The sequence below is a fragment of the Defluviimonas aquaemixtae genome (assembly GCF_900302475.1).
GTDB classification, from domain to species: domain Bacteria; phylum Pseudomonadota; class Alphaproteobacteria; order Rhodobacterales; family Rhodobacteraceae; genus Albidovulum; species Albidovulum aquaemixtae.
The window spans coordinates 1333032-1347422 of sequence record NZ_OMOQ01000001.1 but is presented as its reverse complement, the minus strand read 5'-3'; the positions used below and the strand labels follow the sequence as shown (position 1 = coordinate 1347422).

Annotated in this window: 14 protein-coding genes; 9 read left to right on the top strand and 5 right to left on the bottom strand. The window is 65.7% G+C overall.

What is annotated here, in order from left to right:
• Window positions 1-78 precede the first annotated feature (78 nt).
• Genes nagA through DEA8626_RS06610 form a run of 4 tightly spaced genes read right to left on the bottom strand, consistent with a single transcriptional unit; the run spans window position 79 to window position 3908 of the window.
• Window positions 79-1245 (bottom strand): N-acetylglucosamine-6-phosphate deacetylase, encoded by a 1167-nt coding sequence (nagA, locus tag DEA8626_RS06625; RefSeq protein ID WP_108852221.1) that lies wholly within the window; start codon window positions 1243-1245, stop codon window positions 79-81.
• A complete protein-coding gene (locus DEA8626_RS06620) occupies window positions 1245-2276 on the bottom strand; it encodes an SIS domain-containing protein (RefSeq protein WP_108852220.1) in 1032 nt (343 codons plus the stop codon). Before DEA8626_RS06620 ends, nagA begins: the two co-directional genes overlap by 1 nt.
• Before the next feature lies 1 nt (window position 2277).
• Window positions 2278-3036, bottom strand: coding sequence for a GntR family transcriptional regulator (locus DEA8626_RS06615; protein WP_108852219.1), 759 nt, complete (start codon window positions 3034-3036; stop codon window positions 2278-2280).
• Window positions 3033-3908, bottom strand: a complete 876-nt coding sequence (locus DEA8626_RS06610) for a glucosamine kinase nucleotide-binding domain-containing protein (protein ID WP_108852218.1) — start codon at window positions 3906-3908, stop codon at window positions 3033-3035. The genes DEA8626_RS06615 and DEA8626_RS06610 overlap by 4 nt, the downstream gene beginning before the upstream one ends.
• A gap of 155 nt (window positions 3909-4063) precedes the next feature.
• On the opposite strand from DEA8626_RS06610, the gene DEA8626_RS06605 reads away from it, so the two are divergent.
• The 6 genes from DEA8626_RS06605 to DEA8626_RS06580 all read left to right on the top strand — a co-directional run bounded on the left by DEA8626_RS06605 (window position 4064) and on the right by DEA8626_RS06580 (window position 10137).
• Window positions 4064-4996, top strand: a complete 933-nt coding sequence (locus DEA8626_RS06605; protein ID WP_108852217.1) for an N-acetylmuramic acid 6-phosphate etherase — start codon at window positions 4064-4066, stop codon at window positions 4994-4996.
• Window positions 4996-6255: an ABC transporter substrate-binding protein gene (locus DEA8626_RS06600; RefSeq protein ID WP_108852216.1), complete on the top strand. Its 1260-nt coding sequence runs from the start codon at window positions 4996-4998 to the stop codon at window positions 6253-6255. The genes DEA8626_RS06605 and DEA8626_RS06600 overlap by 1 nt, the downstream gene beginning before the upstream one ends.
• A gap of 99 nt (window positions 6256-6354) precedes the next feature.
• Window positions 6355-7266 (top strand): carbohydrate ABC transporter permease, encoded by a 912-nt coding sequence (locus tag DEA8626_RS06595; protein ID WP_108852215.1) that lies wholly within the window; start codon window positions 6355-6357, stop codon window positions 7264-7266.
• 10 nt (window positions 7267-7276) lie between these two features.
• Window positions 7277-8116 carry a carbohydrate ABC transporter permease gene (locus tag DEA8626_RS06590; protein WP_108852214.1) on the top strand — a complete coding sequence of 280 codons (840 nt, stop codon included), beginning with the start codon at window positions 7277-7279 and terminating at the stop codon, window positions 8114-8116.
• Complete coding sequence (locus DEA8626_RS06585) at window positions 8113-9129, top strand: Gfo/Idh/MocA family protein (protein ID WP_108852213.1); 1017 nt, start codon at window positions 8113-8115, stop codon at window positions 9127-9129. Before DEA8626_RS06590 ends, DEA8626_RS06585 begins: the two co-directional genes overlap by 4 nt.
• A gap of 9 nt (window positions 9130-9138) precedes the next feature.
• Window positions 9139-10137 carry an ABC transporter ATP-binding protein gene (locus DEA8626_RS06580; protein WP_108852212.1) on the top strand — a complete coding sequence of 333 codons (999 nt, stop codon included), beginning with the start codon at window positions 9139-9141 and terminating at the stop codon, window positions 10135-10137.
• Between the two features lie 106 nt (window positions 10138-10243).
• Here the strand turns inward: DEA8626_RS06580 and DEA8626_RS06575 are convergent, their stop codons facing one another.
• Window positions 10244-10870: a helix-turn-helix domain-containing protein gene (locus DEA8626_RS06575; protein WP_108852211.1), complete on the bottom strand. Its 627-nt coding sequence runs from the start codon at window positions 10868-10870 to the stop codon at window positions 10244-10246.
• An 85-nt stretch (window positions 10871-10955) separates the two neighbouring features.
• On the opposite strand from DEA8626_RS06575, the gene DEA8626_RS06570 reads away from it, so the two are divergent.
• From DEA8626_RS06570 to DEA8626_RS06560, 3 genes are read left to right on the top strand one after another with little or no spacing between them, the layout of a single operon-like run.
• Entirely contained in the window at window positions 10956-12467 is a 1512-nt protein-coding gene (locus tag DEA8626_RS06570; RefSeq protein WP_108852210.1) for a class I adenylate-forming enzyme family protein, read from the top strand.
• Complete coding sequence (locus tag DEA8626_RS06565; RefSeq protein WP_108852209.1) at window positions 12464-13123, top strand: DsbA family oxidoreductase; 660 nt, start codon at window positions 12464-12466, stop codon at window positions 13121-13123. Before DEA8626_RS06570 ends, DEA8626_RS06565 begins: the two co-directional genes overlap by 4 nt.
• Window positions 13120-14349 (top strand): multidrug effflux MFS transporter, encoded by a 1230-nt coding sequence (locus tag DEA8626_RS06560; protein WP_108852208.1) that lies wholly within the window; start codon window positions 13120-13122, stop codon window positions 14347-14349. The genes DEA8626_RS06565 and DEA8626_RS06560 overlap by 4 nt, the downstream gene beginning before the upstream one ends.
• Window positions 14350-14391 lie beyond the last annotated feature (42 nt).

Genomic DNA, 14391 nt, shown 5'->3' with positions numbered 1-14391 from the left:
ACAGGCGTTGTTGCGTCAGAATGCGCATATGCGAGTTTTAGCGGTATGTCCGCGTCTCTTCACTTTACATAATTCTGCTTATCGGACTATTGCATCCGTCCGGAACGGCTCGATCCGCTCCCCCCGCTGCCAGATCGCATTCAGACAGAGATCGTCGTCGAGATGAACGATATCGGCCACGCATCCTTCCGCGAGGTGTCCCGCGCGATCCGACAGCCCAAGCACGCGCGCCGGGATCGACGTTGCCATGGAAAGGCTGCGCACGAGCGGCCAGCCGATACTCCTGAGAACGCGCAGAGCGCCCGCCATGTCCAGGTCGGCTCCGGCCAGTGTGCCGTCGGCAAGCGTGAGCCTTCCATCGCTCCGTCGGATCTCGCGGCCGTTCAGGGTGAACGACGCGATGTTTGAGCCCGCCGTCGCCATAGCGTCCGTGACAAGGAAGATCTCGCCCGGCCCCGCCTTGGCCCGGAGCGCCACGGTCAGTGCGTCCGGATGCACATGAATCCCGTCAGCGATCAGTCCCGCGCTGATGCGCCCTCCGGCCAGGACCGCGCCGACAAGGCCCGGTTCGCGGTGATCGAGCCCGCTCATCGCGTTGAAGAGATGCGTGGCGACGCGTGCGCCCGCCTCGAACGCTGCGCGGCAGGCCGCGAATCCGGCATCCGTATGCCCGAGCGAGACAATCACGCCAGCGGCTGATAGCGCCGCGATCTGCGCGCCCGTGACGCTTTCCGGCGCGAGCGTGACAAGAAGCCGCGGAAGCCGGCGTGCGGCCTCGGTCAGAAAGGCCAGATCGTCCTCCGTCATGGCCCGGATCAGCGCGGGATCGTGCGCCCCCTTTCGCGCAAGGCTGAGATGCGGCCCTTCAAGGTGCAATCCGGCGACGCCGGGCACGTTGCGAGCAATGGCGCGTTCGACCGCTTCGACAGCGGCGCGGGTCTTGTCAGGCGTGTCGGTGATCAGCGTCGGCAGGATCGTCGTCGCACCAAGCCGCGCATGGGCGCGCGCGATGCGCTCGACGGTCTCTTCGCTCGGGTCGTCGCCGAGCATGACACCGCCGCCGCCATTGAGTTGCAGATCGACGAAACCCGGCGCGAGGATGCCGCCGTCGAGCGTGATCGGTTCCGCCTCGGCCTTAGCGTCTGCGGGCAGCCGCGCAAGTATGCGGCCCCCGCCGATCAGGAGTGAGCCCGGACAGATACTCGTTCCGTCAAATATATGGGCACCTTGCAGGAGGCAGCTCATCAAACAGTCTCGGTCACTTTTCGCAGATGCCGGGGCGTGTCCGGGTCGATCCCTCGCGCGCGCGCCACGCCTTCAACCATCGCATAGAACGTCACGATGAGCGCGATCGAATCGGTCAAATGATGATCCGTGCGCACCGGCTCCAGCCGGTGCGCTACGCTTGCCCGGTCGGAGGTGACCCAAACATCGGCGCCCTTCCCCGCGATGGCGTCAGCGACCTCGACGACCGCGTCCTCGGCAGCATCGGCGGCGGCGAAAGCAAGGACCGGGAAACCGTGGCGCACGATCGAGACCGGACCGTGCAGAACTTCGGCGGAAGAATAGTTCTCGGCGTGGATCTGGCAGGTCTCCTTGAATTTCAGCGCCGCCTCGCCGGACATCGCGAAGCCGGGCCCGCGGCCGAGCGTGTAGAGCGACTCCGCGCTTGCCAGAAGTGTCCCAAGAGCGCTCCAGTCGGTCTGGGCAGCATTGTCGAGATAGCCAGGCAAACTGTTGATCGCGTTCTGGAGATCCGTGTCGCCGCACCACTCCGCGATCAGCGCGAGACCCGCGACTGCAGAGGTCACGAAGGTTTTGGTGGCGGCCACCGAAAGCTCCGGCCCCGCCTGGATGTCGAGCACGTGGTCGGCGGCCTGCGCGACCTCCGATCCCGCGTCGTTTGTGACCGCGACGCTTAGCGCCCCGCTGGCCCGCGCCACGCGCGCCAGTTCCACGATGTCGGGGCTGCGGCCGGATTGCGAGACCGACAGGCAGAGGCTTCCGCCAAGCCTGAGCGGCGCGCGATAGATCGAGGCCACAGAGGGACCGATCGAGGCGACCGGCAGCCCAAGCGTCAATTCAGCGGCGTATTTGAGGTAGCTGCAGGCGTGGTCCGACGATCCGCGCGCCACAGTGGCCATGAAGGCAGGATCGAGATCGCGCGCCGCGCGGGCGGCGTCGCGGATCGCCGCCCCGCCCCGGTCAAGAAGCCTCTGCACCGCCTCGGGAATCTCGCGCACCTCGGCGCGCATGAGGCTTTCGACATCAGTCATCTCAATTCTCCGTCATACGCAGTTCGGCGACGAAATCGTAGGCGTCGCCCCGGTAAAGCGACCGCGTGAACTCCACTACTCGGCCCTCCGGCAGATAGGAGGTCCGCTCTATCCTGAGCCCCGCGGCCATGGGCGTCACGCCCAGAAGCGCCGAATCCGCCTCGCCAAGATTGATCGCCGAGATCTTCTGCACCGCGCGCACCGGACGTCGCCCTGCCTCGCCCAGAACTTCATAAAGCGAACGGCTGACAGCAAGCGGGTTGGGCAAGATATCCGTCGGCAGCGAGGCGCGCTCGATCGCCATCGGCCGCCCGTCGGCGCGCCTGAGCCGCGCGAGCCGAGCCACCTCGTCGCCCGCGCCGAGGCCGAGCGCGAGAACCTCCTCGGGCGACGGCAGGAAGATGCCACGCTCGAGCCAGTCCATCTCGGACTTGAAGCCGCGCCGCGCCATGTCCTCCGAAAAGGATGTGAGCCGCGACAGCGACTGTTCGACCCGCGCGTGCCGGGATGCAACGAACGAGCCAGAGCCCTGACGCTGGACGATCAGCCCGCGCTCGACAAGTTCTGCGATTGCCTTGCGCACGGTCACGCGCGACAGATCGGTGATCGCGGCGATCTCGCGTTCCGGCGGCAGCGGCGTTTCGGGGGCGAGGCGGCCATCCGCGATCCCCGCCTCGATGCGCTTTCGCAGCTGCACGTAGAGCGGTCCGCCGTCGGGATCCAGCCAGCGGTCGGGCGTGAGATAATCCGCGATCCTCATATCGCGCCCTCCCCCGCCGCCATTCGTGCGGCAAGCACCAGCGCGCCGTCGAGCGCCGTGCCGCGCGGTTCAACCACGTCTTGTGACAGCGCCTCCGGCAGATAGGCCGCATAGACCGGGCCGAGACCACCCGTGAGGCAGAGGGTTGCGCCCGCTTCATGGCCGAGCGCCCGAAGCGCCCGTCGGACATAGTCCGCGCCCTCGCCCATCAGGCGCCGCGCGGCGGGATCGCCACTCTCCGCCGCAGCGAGAACGCGGGGTGCAAGCGCGCCGAACTCGGCCGGACTGGCGGAGAGCGCGAAGGCCACCACGCCGGCACCCTGGCCGAGTTCGCCGGCGATCTCCTGCGTCAAGGCGCTTGGCTCGGCCAAGCCGTCCAACACATGAAGCGTCTCACCGAGAATTCTTCGGCCGAGCCAGGCGCCCGATGCCTCGTCGCCAAGCAGGAAGCCCCAGCCGCCAATCGTGCGTATTTGACCACCGAACTGGCGTCCGACGAACGAGCCCGTCCCAATCGCGGCGACTGCACCATCCTCGGGGCCGAGCGCGCCCGCGATGGTCGTGGGCTGATCATCGGTCACGCACACCCGCTCGAACGGCAAGGCGGCGGCCACCCGCGTGGCGATTCCGTCGTCCATCACACCGGCAAGACCAAGGTGGATGCGGATTGCTACCCGGTCGGGTTCGGCGACCTCTGCCATGCCGATCAGGCGGTCGAGAAGCGTCCGCAGACGATCGATCGCGCCATTGAAATCCGAAACGTTGGTGGGCCCGCCCTTGAGATCGATACGCCGGCCCGACATGGCGAGCGCCGCGCGACAGGACGTGCCGCCGCCATCGACGCCGATAAGAATGGGCTCTGCGTGTGACATAAGATACCTATATAATACCTATTGCGGGAAGGGAAGCCCGATTTGATGCTGCACTGCTACCAATTTTGAATATTCGCTCCAATTATTGCACCGCATAAACTTCTTCTGGACAAAAGGTATTAGATAGGTATTCTTGTTGCGATCAGGGGGATTCGATGCCGCAATCCGTGACGGAGCAACTGCATACTTTGGCCAACGGGCTCGACGCGCTGCCCGCCGAAGAGGCCCTGCGCCGGATGCTCGACGTTCAGACAGAAGCTTTGGCCAGCGTGAAGAGCGCCCTGCCCACACTCGCGCAGGCGAGCGAGATCATGGTCGACGCGATCCGAGGCGGGGGCCGGCTCGTCTATGCCGGGGCCGGGTCCTCGGCGCTGATGGCAAATGCCGACGGGCTGGAACTGCCAGCAACGTTCGGCATCGACCCCGTGCGCATTCTTCTTCTGATGGCGGGCGGACTGCCCACGGATGCACGCATGCCCGGCGCGACCGAGGATGATGCGGCGGCGGGCGCCCGGGATGCCGCCCGGATTGAAGCGGGCGATGCCGTGATCGCGGTCACCGCTTCGGGCCAGACGCCCTACCCCGTCGCGGTGGCGCGGGCGGCGCGGGCCAAGGGCGCCTCGGTCATTGCTGTCGCCAACAACTCCGGCGCTCCGATCTTCGAGATTGCCGATGTCGCCATCTGCCTGCCGACGCCGCCCGAGATCGTCGCGGGATCCACCCGCATGGGGGCTGGCACGGCGCAGAAGGCGGCGCTCAACATGATGTCGACGCTGATGGGAATCCGTCTCGGCCAAGTCCATGACGGTATGATGGTCGGGCTGGTGGCGGACAATGCCAAGCTGCGCGACCGCGCGCGCGGCATGGTGGAGACCATCGCAGGCGTCGATGCCGCCCGCGCCGCCGATGCACTCGCCGCTGCGGGTGGCGCGGTCAAGGGCGCCGTGCTCATCGCCACGGGCGCGATGCCGGAGGAGGCCGAGGAAGCGCTGTCGGCCACGGGCGGCAATCTGCGCGCCGCGCTCGAACGAATCGGGACGACCGGCCGGGAGGGCCGGAAAGGCAAGACCAACCAAGGGAGTGAGTGATGACGACGACACGACTGACCGGCCTTCTGATGGCCACGACGGTTCTCGGATCGGCCCTCGCGGCGAATGCACAGGACGTGACGCTGACGATCGAAAGCTGGCGCAATGACGACCTGACGATCTGGCAGGATTCGATCATCCCGGCCTTCGAGGCGGCCAATCCCGGCATCAAGGTCGAATTCACGCCATCGGCGCCGGCCGAATACAACGCCGCGCTGAATTCCAAGCTCGATGCCGGTTCGGCGGGCGATCTCATCACCTGCCGCCCCTTCGACGCCTCGCTCGCGCTGTATGATGGCGGCAAGCTTGCTGACCTCTCCGACCTCTCCGCCATGGCGAATTTCTCCGACGTCGCGAAATCGGCGTGGCAGACGGATGATGGCAGCGCAACCTTCTGCGTGCCGATGGCTTCGGTCATCCACGGCTTCATCTACAACAAGGACGCCTTCGCCGAACTGGGGCTCGAGGTTCCGGCGACGGAAGAGGAGTTCTTTGCCGTGCTCGACAAGATCAGGGAGGACGGCACCTACATCCCGATGGCGATGGGCACCAACGACCAGTGGGAGGCCGCCACGATGGGCTACCAGAACATCGGCCCGAACTACTGGAAGGGCGAGGAGGGGCGGCTCGCGCTGATCAAGGGCGAGCAGAAACTGACCGACGAGCCTTGGGTAGCACCCTACGCCCAGCTCGCGCGCTGGGGCGAGTATCTCGGAGACGGCTACGAGGCGCAGACCTATCCCGACAGCCAGAACCTGTTCACCCTCGGCCGCGCCGCCATCTACCCGGCAGGGTCGTGGGAGATCACGGGCTTCAACGCGCAGGCCGATTTCGAGATGGGGGCCTTCCCGCCCCCGGTCGCGGCCGCGGGTGACGAGTGCTACATCTCGGACCACACCGATATCGCGATCGGGCTGAACGCCGCGAGCCCGAATGCCGAGGCCGCAAGGACCTTCCTCGAATGGGTGGGCTCGGCCGAATTCGCCTCGCTCTACGCCAATGCCCTGCCCGGCTTCTTCTCGCTGAACTCGGCGGCAGTCGAGATGGCGGACCCGCTTGCCCAGGAGTTCGTTTCCTGGCGCGGCAAGTGCCAATCGACGATCCGCTCGACCTACCAGATCCTGTCGCGCGGCACGCCAAACCTCGAGAACGAGACCTGGAACGCCTCGGCCAACGTCATTCGCGGGGCCGAGACGCCGGGCGATGCGGCGACCAGGCTGCAGGAAGGCCTCGCTTCCTGGTACGAACCGCAACAATAGGGTTTCGCGCGCTGACGCCGGCGACCCGCCGGGGGGCTTTCCGCCCCCCGGACCCCCCCGAGAGTAGATCTGAACAGAAGAAGGCATGAGGAGGCTTTCATGGCATCGAAGCCCCGTCTGCATATCGCCGTGTTCCTCGCGCCTGCGGTGCTCGTCTACACTGCGGTGATGATCTGGCCACTTTTCAACACCTTGCGGCTCGCACTTTACACATCGGGAGAGGAAGGCCGGGTCTTTGCGGGCCTGATGAACTTCCGGACGCTCTTCGGCGACCCGCGCTGGTCGGAAAGCTTCTGGAACGCGCTCGGCAACAACACCTGGTTCTTCGTCGTGCATATGCTGGTTCAGAACCCGATCGGCATCGCGCTGGCGGCGATCCTCTCGCATCCGCGCCTGCGCTTCGCCGCGCTCTACCGATCGGCGATCTTCATCCCGACGATCCTCAGCTTCGTGATCGTGGGCTTCGCCTGGAAACTGATCCTCTCCCCGATCTGGGGAATCGCGCCCTCGATGCTGGACGCGGTGGGGCTGAAGGCGCTGTTCGCGCCCTGGCTCGGCCGCGAGGAATATGCCCTGACGACGCTCGCGCTCGTCTCGGTCTGGCAGTTCGTGGGCATCCCGATGATGCTGATCTACGCAGCGCTCCTGTCGATCCCAGAGGAAATCCTCGAGGCCGGCGAGATAGAAGGCATCACCGGCATGTCCGCCTTCTGGAAGATCAAGCTGCCCCTGATCCTGCCCTCGATCGGGATCATATCGATCCTGACTTTCGTCGGCAATTTCAACGCGTTCGACCTAATATATGCGGCGCAAGGCGCGCTGGCGGGCCCGGATTTCTCGACCGACATCCTTGGCACTTTTCTCTACCGGACGTTCTTTGGCTTTCAGCTCCAGCTTGGTGACCCGCATATGGGATCGGCCATCGCCACCGCGATGTTCGCGATCATCCTGACCGGGGTCTGCATCTACCTGTTCCTGATCCAGACGCGCATGCGGCGCTACCAGTTCTGAGGGGGAGACCATGAGCAAGGCCCGCACCAACCCGCTGAACAGCTTCGCCGCCCATGCGGCGCTGATCGCCTACACGATCATCGCGCTCTTCCCGGTCGTGGTGATCCTTATCAACTCGTTCAAGACAAGAAAGGCGATCTTCCGCGAGCCCCTGGCGCTGCCCTCGCCCGAGAGCTTTTCGCTGATCGGCTACCAGACGGTGATGAAGCAGGGGGATTTCTTCCTCTACTTCCAGAATTCCTTCGTCGTCACCGTCGCCTCGCTTTTCTTCATCCTCCTTTTCGGGGCGATGGCGGCCTTCGCACTTTCGGAGTACCGGTTCCCGGGCAATACGCTGATGGGGCTTTATCTCGCGCTCGGGATCATGATCCCGATCCGCATCGGCACGGTCGCGATCCTCGAGCTGATGGTGCAGACCGGGCTCGTCAATACGCTGATGGCGCTCATTCTTGTCTATACCGCGCAGGGCCTGCCGCTCGCGGTTTTCATTCTCAGCGAGTTCATGCGCCAGGTTTCGGACGACCTGAAGAATGCCGGCCGGATCGACGGGATGAGCGAATACGCGATCTTCTTCAAGCTCGTCCTGCCGCTCGTGCGCCCGGCAATGGCGACGGTCGCGGTTTTCAACATGATCCCGATCTGGAACGACCTGTGGTTCCCGCTGATCCTCGCGCCGGGGGAGAGCACCAAGACGCTGACGCTTGGCAGCCAGGTCTTCATCGGCCAGTTCGTGACCGACTGGAACGCGGTTCTCTCGGCCCTGTCGCTCGCGATCCTGCCGGTGCTCGTCCTCTACGTCATCTTCTCGCGGCAACTGATCCGCGGCATCACGTCGGGAGCCGTCAAATGAGGGTGCTCGTCGCCGGTCTCGGCAATATGGGGCGAAGCCATGCAATGGCGCACCACAAGCATCCCGGGGCGGAAATCGTGGGCCTCGTGAACCGGTCCGACGTTTCCCTGCCCTCTGAGTTGAAATCCTATCCAGTTTTCAGAACTTTCGCGGAGGGACTTGACACGAAGCCCGAAGTCGCTGTCATCGCCACCTATTCCGACAGTCACGCCGATTACGCCTGTGCCGCGATGGAGCGGGGTTGCCATGTCTTCGTCGAAAAGCCGCTGGCCACGACCGTCGCCGACGCGCGCCGGGTGGTCGAGACGGCGCGGCGGCTGGGCCGCAAGCTTGTCGTCGGCTACATCCTGCGTCACCATCCCGCGTGGCAGCGGCTCATCGCCGAGGCGCGCGCGCTCGGCGGACCTTACGTCTTCCGGCTGAACCTCAACCAGCAATCGACCGGCGCCACGTGGGAGGTGCACAAGGCGCTCATGCAGACCACGCCCCCGATCGTCGATTGCGGCGTGCACTATGTCGACGTGATGTGCCAGATCACCGATGCGAAACCCGTCCGCGTCCACGGGATGGGCCTGCGCCTGTCCGATGAGATCGCCGAAAACATGTACAATTACGGTCAGTTCCAGGTCGTTTTTGAAGATGGATCGGTGGGCTGGTACGAGGCCGGCTGGGGCCCGATGATGTCAGAGGTCGCGTATTTCGTGAAGGACGTGATCTCGCCCAACGGCGCGGTGTCGATCCTCTCCGGCATGCATCCGGAGTCGGACAGCGTCGAGGGCCATACCAAGGTCGGAAGCCTGCGCATTCACCGCACCGGCGGCACGGACGAAGACGTCGACTTCCCCGGCGAGCCCGGCCATCAGGAACTTTGCGACGCTGAGCAGGGCTACCTGCTTCGGACGATTACCGAAGACATCGACCTCACCCGTCACATGGCCGATGCGGTGTCGTCGCTCGCCATCTGCATTGCTGCCGACGAGAGCATCCGCAGCGGCCGCGCCATCGACCTTTAGGATCTGAACATGACCGCCCTATCTCTTGAAAACATAACAAAATCCTTCGGCCCTGTTCGTGTATTGAAGGACATCAACCTCGACGTCACAGAAGGTGAGTTCATCGTCTTCGTCGGTCCCTCCGGCTGCGGCAAGTCCACACTGCTCCGCGTGATCGCGGGGCTAGAGGATGCGACGACGGGCACGATCCGCATCGGCGGCAGGGACGTGACGACGACTCCGCCCGCCAAGCGCGGCATCGCGATGGTCTTCCAGTCCTACGCGCTCTACCCCCATCTCGACGTCCAGGGGAACATGGCGCTGGGGCTCAGGCAGGCCGGCGAGGCAAAGCCGGTGATCGCCGAGCGCATCGAGATGGCGGCGAAGATGCTGTCGCTCGAGGACTACCTCAAACGCCGCCCCGCCGAGCTCAGCGGCGGCCAGCGCCAGCGCGTCGCGATCGGCCGCGCCATCGTCAGAAAGCCCGAGCTTTTCCTGTTCGACGAGCCGCTCTCGAACCTCGACGCCGCCCTTCGCATGGCGACGCGGGTCGAGATCGCCCGACTTCACCGCGAACTCGGCGCCAGCATGGTCTACGTCACGCACGACCAGACCGAGGCGATGACGCTCGCCGACCGCATCGTCGTCCTGCGCGACGGACGGATCGAGCAGGTGGGCACGCCAATGGAACTCTACAACGATCCCGACAACCAGTTCGTCGCGGGTTTCCTCGGCGCGCCCTCGATGAATTTCCTTCCCGCGGGCCCTCTCGGCGCCAGGGGCGCCACTCTCGGCATCCGCCCCGAACATCTGCGCGTTGCGCCGGATGGCGCGCTGAAGGGCGATGTCAGCCACGTAGAACGCCTTGGCGGCGATACCAATCTTCTCGTCGCGACAGAAACCGGCGACACGATCACCGTTCGCCTCTTTGGCCAGCACGAGCATCGTGTCGGACAGGCCATCGGGCTCGACTACGCGGACGCCCACGCCTTCGCTTTCGACGCCGAGGGGCGTCGTCTGAGGGACTGACCCCACCCCATCCTCGTCTTGACCCTCGTTCCCCGTGGGTCGCCATCGGTCCGAACCATCGACGAACCCTCCGGCAGCACCTGGGACGGCAGGCCGTCTTCGGCTGCTATGTCAGGCTCGTCACCCACAGGATCGTCGCGTCCTCGGCGCTGAGCGAAATGACGTTGTGGCCCATCGTCGCGTCGTAATAGGTGCTGTCGCCACGCCTCAGATCGACCGGCTCGTAGAACTCGGTGTAAAGCCGCACGACGCCAGTCAGTACGTAGAGGAATTCCTCGCCGTCATGGCGCACCCAGCCGTCGAACTCCGCCATATCGCGGGCGCGGACGCGCGTCGAATAGGGCAGCATCTGCTTGGCGCGCAGCGCTCCGGCCAACAGCCGGTGCTCGTAGGTTGCGGTCGCGACCGCCTGGCCCTCGCTCGCCTTGGTCACCGCCATGCGGCCCGAGATCTGCGCCCTGGACGGCGGCGTAAATAGCTGCGGCACGGTGATCGCCAGCCCCTCGGCGAGCTTCTTCAGCGCCTCGTAGGTGGGCGACATCTGGCCGTTCTCGATCTTCGATAGCGTCGACCGGGCGAGCCCCGCCTGCCCCGCCGCCTGTTCGAGCGTCCAGCCCCGCGCCTTCCTGAGCTCACGCACCCGTTCGCCGAGGTTGAGCGGCTCGGCCTCGTGGACCGAGGCGCCGTCCTCGCGCGCGATGCGAATGATGCCGATGGGGTCGATGTCGCTCATCTGTTCCTTCCGCGAGGCATGCCTGTGCAATAGCGCCTTTCAAAGCCGGGTTGCAACGCCCCTGCGCGAGGCGTAGCGAGGGGTCATGCTGTCCGTGACCGAGCCTGCGCCCGTCGAGCCCTGCCCCGCGCCGTTCAACCTCGCGGCGCATGTGCTTGCGGCGGCGGTCGAACGGCCCGACCACGTGGCGCTTCAAATCCTGCGCCCCGCCGGCGCCGAACGCTGGAGTTACGGGCGGCTCGAAGCCGCGGTTCGCGGCGTGGCGACAGGGCTTTTGTCGCGGGGTCTCGTTCCGGGCGACCGGGTGATGCTTCGGCTCGGCAACGGTGTGGTCTTTCCGCTGGCTTTTCTCGGCGCAGTCGCGGCCGGGCTCGTCCCCGTACCGACCGCCGCCGGATTGACTGCGGGCGAGGTCAACCGGCTTTGCACCGTCGTCCAGCCCCGGCTCATTGTCGCGGACGAGGGTGTCGCGCTTCCCGACACGCCGCCCTGCCCGGTGCTCTCCGCCGCCGACCTGAGCGCGTTCGAAGCGCTGCAACCTGCCGACTGGGCGATGGGCGATCCCGACCGTCTCGGTTATGTCGTCTTTACCTCCGGCACGTCCGGCCGGCCGCGCGCGGTCGCCCATGCCCATCGCGCGGTCTGGGCGCGACGGATGATGGGCCCCGGCTGGACGGGCATCGCGGGAACGGACCGGCTCCTGCATGCAGGCGCCCTGAACTGGACCTATACGCTCGGCACGGGCCTTTTCGATCCCTGGGCCGCCGGAGCCACGGCGCTGGTGGCCACTGACGGTGTCGCGCCCGAGCAGCTCCCACTCCTGGCGCGGCGCTTCGATGCGACGATTTTCGCTGCCGTCCCAGGCATTTACCGCAGAATCCTCAAACATGGCAGGAAGATTGCCCTGCCGCGCCTGCGTCATGGGCTGTCGGCGGGTGAAAAGCTGCCGCCCGCGACCCGCGAAGCCTGGCGCGCCGCGACGGGCACCGACCTGCACGAGGCGATGGGCATGTCGGAATGCTCGACCTTCCTCTCCTCCTCGCCCGGCCGGCCCGCCCCTGAGGGCGCGACCGGCTATCCGCAGCCGGGCCGCCGGGTGGCCGTTCTCGGACCGGACGGCGCGCCCGTTCAGCGCGGCACGCCCGGCATCCTTGCCGTGCACCGCAGCGATCCCGGCCTCTTCCTCGGCCGGCTGGACGGTGACGCGATCCTCGCGCCCGAGGGTGAATGGTTCCAGACCGGCGACATGGTCGTCATGGCCGAGGGTGGTGCGATCGCCAGCCTCGGCCGCGCCGACGACATGATCAATGCCGGCGGCTTCCGCGTCTCGCCCGCCGAGATCGAGGCCGCGCTGAACGCTCATCCGGAAGTCGGCGCGAGCGCCGCCGTGGAACTGCCGGTCCGCGCCGATGCGAGCGTCATCGCCGCCTTCTACACCGGGGGTGCCAACGAGGCGGCGCTTCAGGCCCACGCCGCGGCCTGTCTCGCGCGCTACAAGCAGCCGCGAATGTACATCCGCCGCGACGAGTTGCCGGTGACCGCTAATGGCAAGCTCAACCGTCGCGCATTACGTGAAGAATGGAAGGAAACCCAATGATCAGGCTCGACATCATCTCGGACGTCGCTTGCCCCTGGTGCTATGTCGGGAAGGCCTATCTCGACCGCGCGCTCGAAGCGCGGCCCGACCATCCGTTCCTGATCGAGTGGCATCCCTTTCAGCTCAATCCCGAGATGCCGAAAGACGGCATGGATCGGCGCGCCTACATGGAGGCGAAGTTCGGCGGCCGCGAGGGCGCGGTGCGCGCCTACGCGCCGCTCGTCGAACATGCAAAGGCCGCGGGCATCGATTTGAACCTCGACCGGATCACGTGCCAGCCCAACACGCTCGACGCGCACCGGATGATTCACTGGGCCGGGCTCGAAGGGCGGCAGACCGCGATGGTTGCAGCCCTCTTCCGCGCGCTCTGGCGCGACGGGCGCGACCTCGGCGATGCCGACACATTGGCGGATATCGCAGGCGAAGTTGGTCTCGACCGCGAAATGATCCGTCGGCTTCTCGACAGCGACGGCGACGCCGACGACATCCGCACCCGGGATGCCCACGCGCGCGAAAAGGGCGTGTCCGGCGTTCCGACCTTCGTGATCGCCAACCAGCATGTCGTACAAGGCGCCCAACCGACCGAGACCTGGGTCCGGATCATCGACGACGTCGCGGCGCAACTCGCCACCGCCGAGGACCGCCCCGCAGGATGACCACGCTCACCGATCTGCCGCAGGAACGCCGCCTGCCCGTGGCCGAATTCGTCGCGCTTCTCGCGATGATGTTCGCGATGACGGCATTCTCGATTGACGCGATGCTCCCCGCCATGCCCGAGATCGCGGCCGAACTCACTTCCGACGCGCCAAACCGCGCGCAGCTCATCATCACGAGCTTCGTGCTCGGCATGGGCGTCGGCACCTTCGTCACCGGCCCCCTTTCGGATGCCTACGGGCGGCGTATCGTGATCGTATCGGGCGCAATCCTCTATTCGTTCGGTGCGATGCTGGCTTGGGCCGCGCCGACGCTCGAACTGGTGCTCGCCGCGCGCTTTCTTCAGGGCTTGGGCGTGGCGGGGCCGCGCATCGCGGGCATGGCGCTCGTCCGCGATCTTTACACCGGTCGCGCGATGGCGCGGCTGATCTCCTTCGTGATGATGATCTTCACGCTCGTCCCGGCGGTCGCGCCTCTTATCGGTTCGTTCATCATCGCGGGCTTTGGTTGGCGGGCGATCTTCGTGGCCTTCGTGCTGTTTGCCGCGGTCGCTATGTCATGGTTCGTAATGCGCCAGGCCGAAACGCTCGCCCCGGAGGCGCGTCTCCCGCTCAATCCGCGAAGCCTTCTTTCCGCGGCGCGCGAGGTCTTGACCCACCGTGTCGTGATGCTCGTGACATTCGCTCAGGCGCTTTCTTTCGCGAGTCTCTTCGCGACGCTCTCTTCGACACAGCAGGTCTTTGACCAGAGCTTCGGCAAGGCGGACAGCTTTCCGATCTGGTTTGCCGTTATCGCGCTTTTCGCCGGGACCGCGAGCATTCTGAATGCACGCCTCGTCGTCAGGATCGGCATGCGGGGCATGGTGACGGCAACCTTCACGGCGCAGGTTGTGAATTCGGCAGTCATGGTATTTTTATTCTGGACTGGCTGGATGCCGGACGCACTGGCCTTTCCAGCCTATCTGTTCTGGACAATCACCGTCTTCGGGATGGCTGGGCTGACGCTAGGCAACCTTAATGCGCTCGCGCTCGAACCGATGGGCCATATCGCTGGGACCGCCGCGTCGATCGTGGCGGCGATTGCGACGGTCCTGTCGGTGCCAATCGCGGTGCCGTTCGGGCTCGCCTTCGACGGGACACCCGTGCCGCTGATGACCGGAGTACTGATCTTTTGCCTGATCGCGCTTCCGCTGATGCGGGCAGTCCCTCCGCCCGATGTTATCAGATAACACAGGACCGATATTGGTTATCGACAGATCTTCTGCGAGCCT

Excerpts from the sequence above, each read along its gene's own strand:
- DEA8626_RS06620 (WP_108852220.1), bottom strand. The coding sequence starts at position 2,276 with ATGACTGATGTCGAAAGCCTCATGCGCGCCGAGGTGCGCGAGATTCCC.
- DEA8626_RS06615 (WP_108852219.1), bottom strand. The coding sequence starts at position 3,036 with ATGAGGATCGCGGATTATCTCACGCCCGACCGCTGGCTGGATCCCGAC.
- DEA8626_RS06560 (WP_108852208.1), top strand. The coding sequence starts at position 13,120 with ATGACCACGCTCACCGATCTGCCGCAGGAACGCCGCCTGCCCGTGGCC.
- DEA8626_RS06570 (WP_108852210.1), top strand. The coding sequence starts at position 10,956 with ATGCTGTCCGTGACCGAGCCTGCGCCCGTCGAGCCCTGCCCCGCGCCG.
- DEA8626_RS06580 (WP_108852212.1), top strand. The coding sequence starts at position 9,139 with ATGACCGCCCTATCTCTTGAAAACATAACAAAATCCTTCGGCCCTGTT.
- DEA8626_RS06590 (WP_108852214.1), top strand. The coding sequence starts at position 7,277 with ATGAGCAAGGCCCGCACCAACCCGCTGAACAGCTTCGCCGCCCATGCG.
- DEA8626_RS06605 (WP_108852217.1), top strand. The coding sequence starts at position 4,064 with ATGCCGCAATCCGTGACGGAGCAACTGCATACTTTGGCCAACGGGCTC.
- DEA8626_RS06595 (WP_108852215.1), top strand. The coding sequence starts at position 6,355 with ATGGCATCGAAGCCCCGTCTGCATATCGCCGTGTTCCTCGCGCCTGCG.
- DEA8626_RS06610 (WP_108852218.1), bottom strand. The coding sequence starts at position 3,908 with ATGTCACACGCAGAGCCCATTCTTATCGGCGTCGATGGCGGCGGCACG.
- DEA8626_RS06565 (WP_108852209.1), top strand. The coding sequence starts at position 12,464 with ATGATCAGGCTCGACATCATCTCGGACGTCGCTTGCCCCTGGTGCTAT.
- nagA (WP_108852221.1), bottom strand. The coding sequence starts at position 1,245 with ATGAGCTGCCTCCTGCAAGGTGCCCATATATTTGACGGAACGAGTATC.
- DEA8626_RS06585 (WP_108852213.1), top strand. The coding sequence starts at position 8,113 with ATGAGGGTGCTCGTCGCCGGTCTCGGCAATATGGGGCGAAGCCATGCA.
- DEA8626_RS06600 (WP_108852216.1), top strand. The coding sequence starts at position 4,996 with ATGACGACGACACGACTGACCGGCCTTCTGATGGCCACGACGGTTCTC.
- DEA8626_RS06575 (WP_108852211.1), bottom strand. The coding sequence starts at position 10,870 with ATGAGCGACATCGACCCCATCGGCATCATTCGCATCGCGCGCGAGGAC.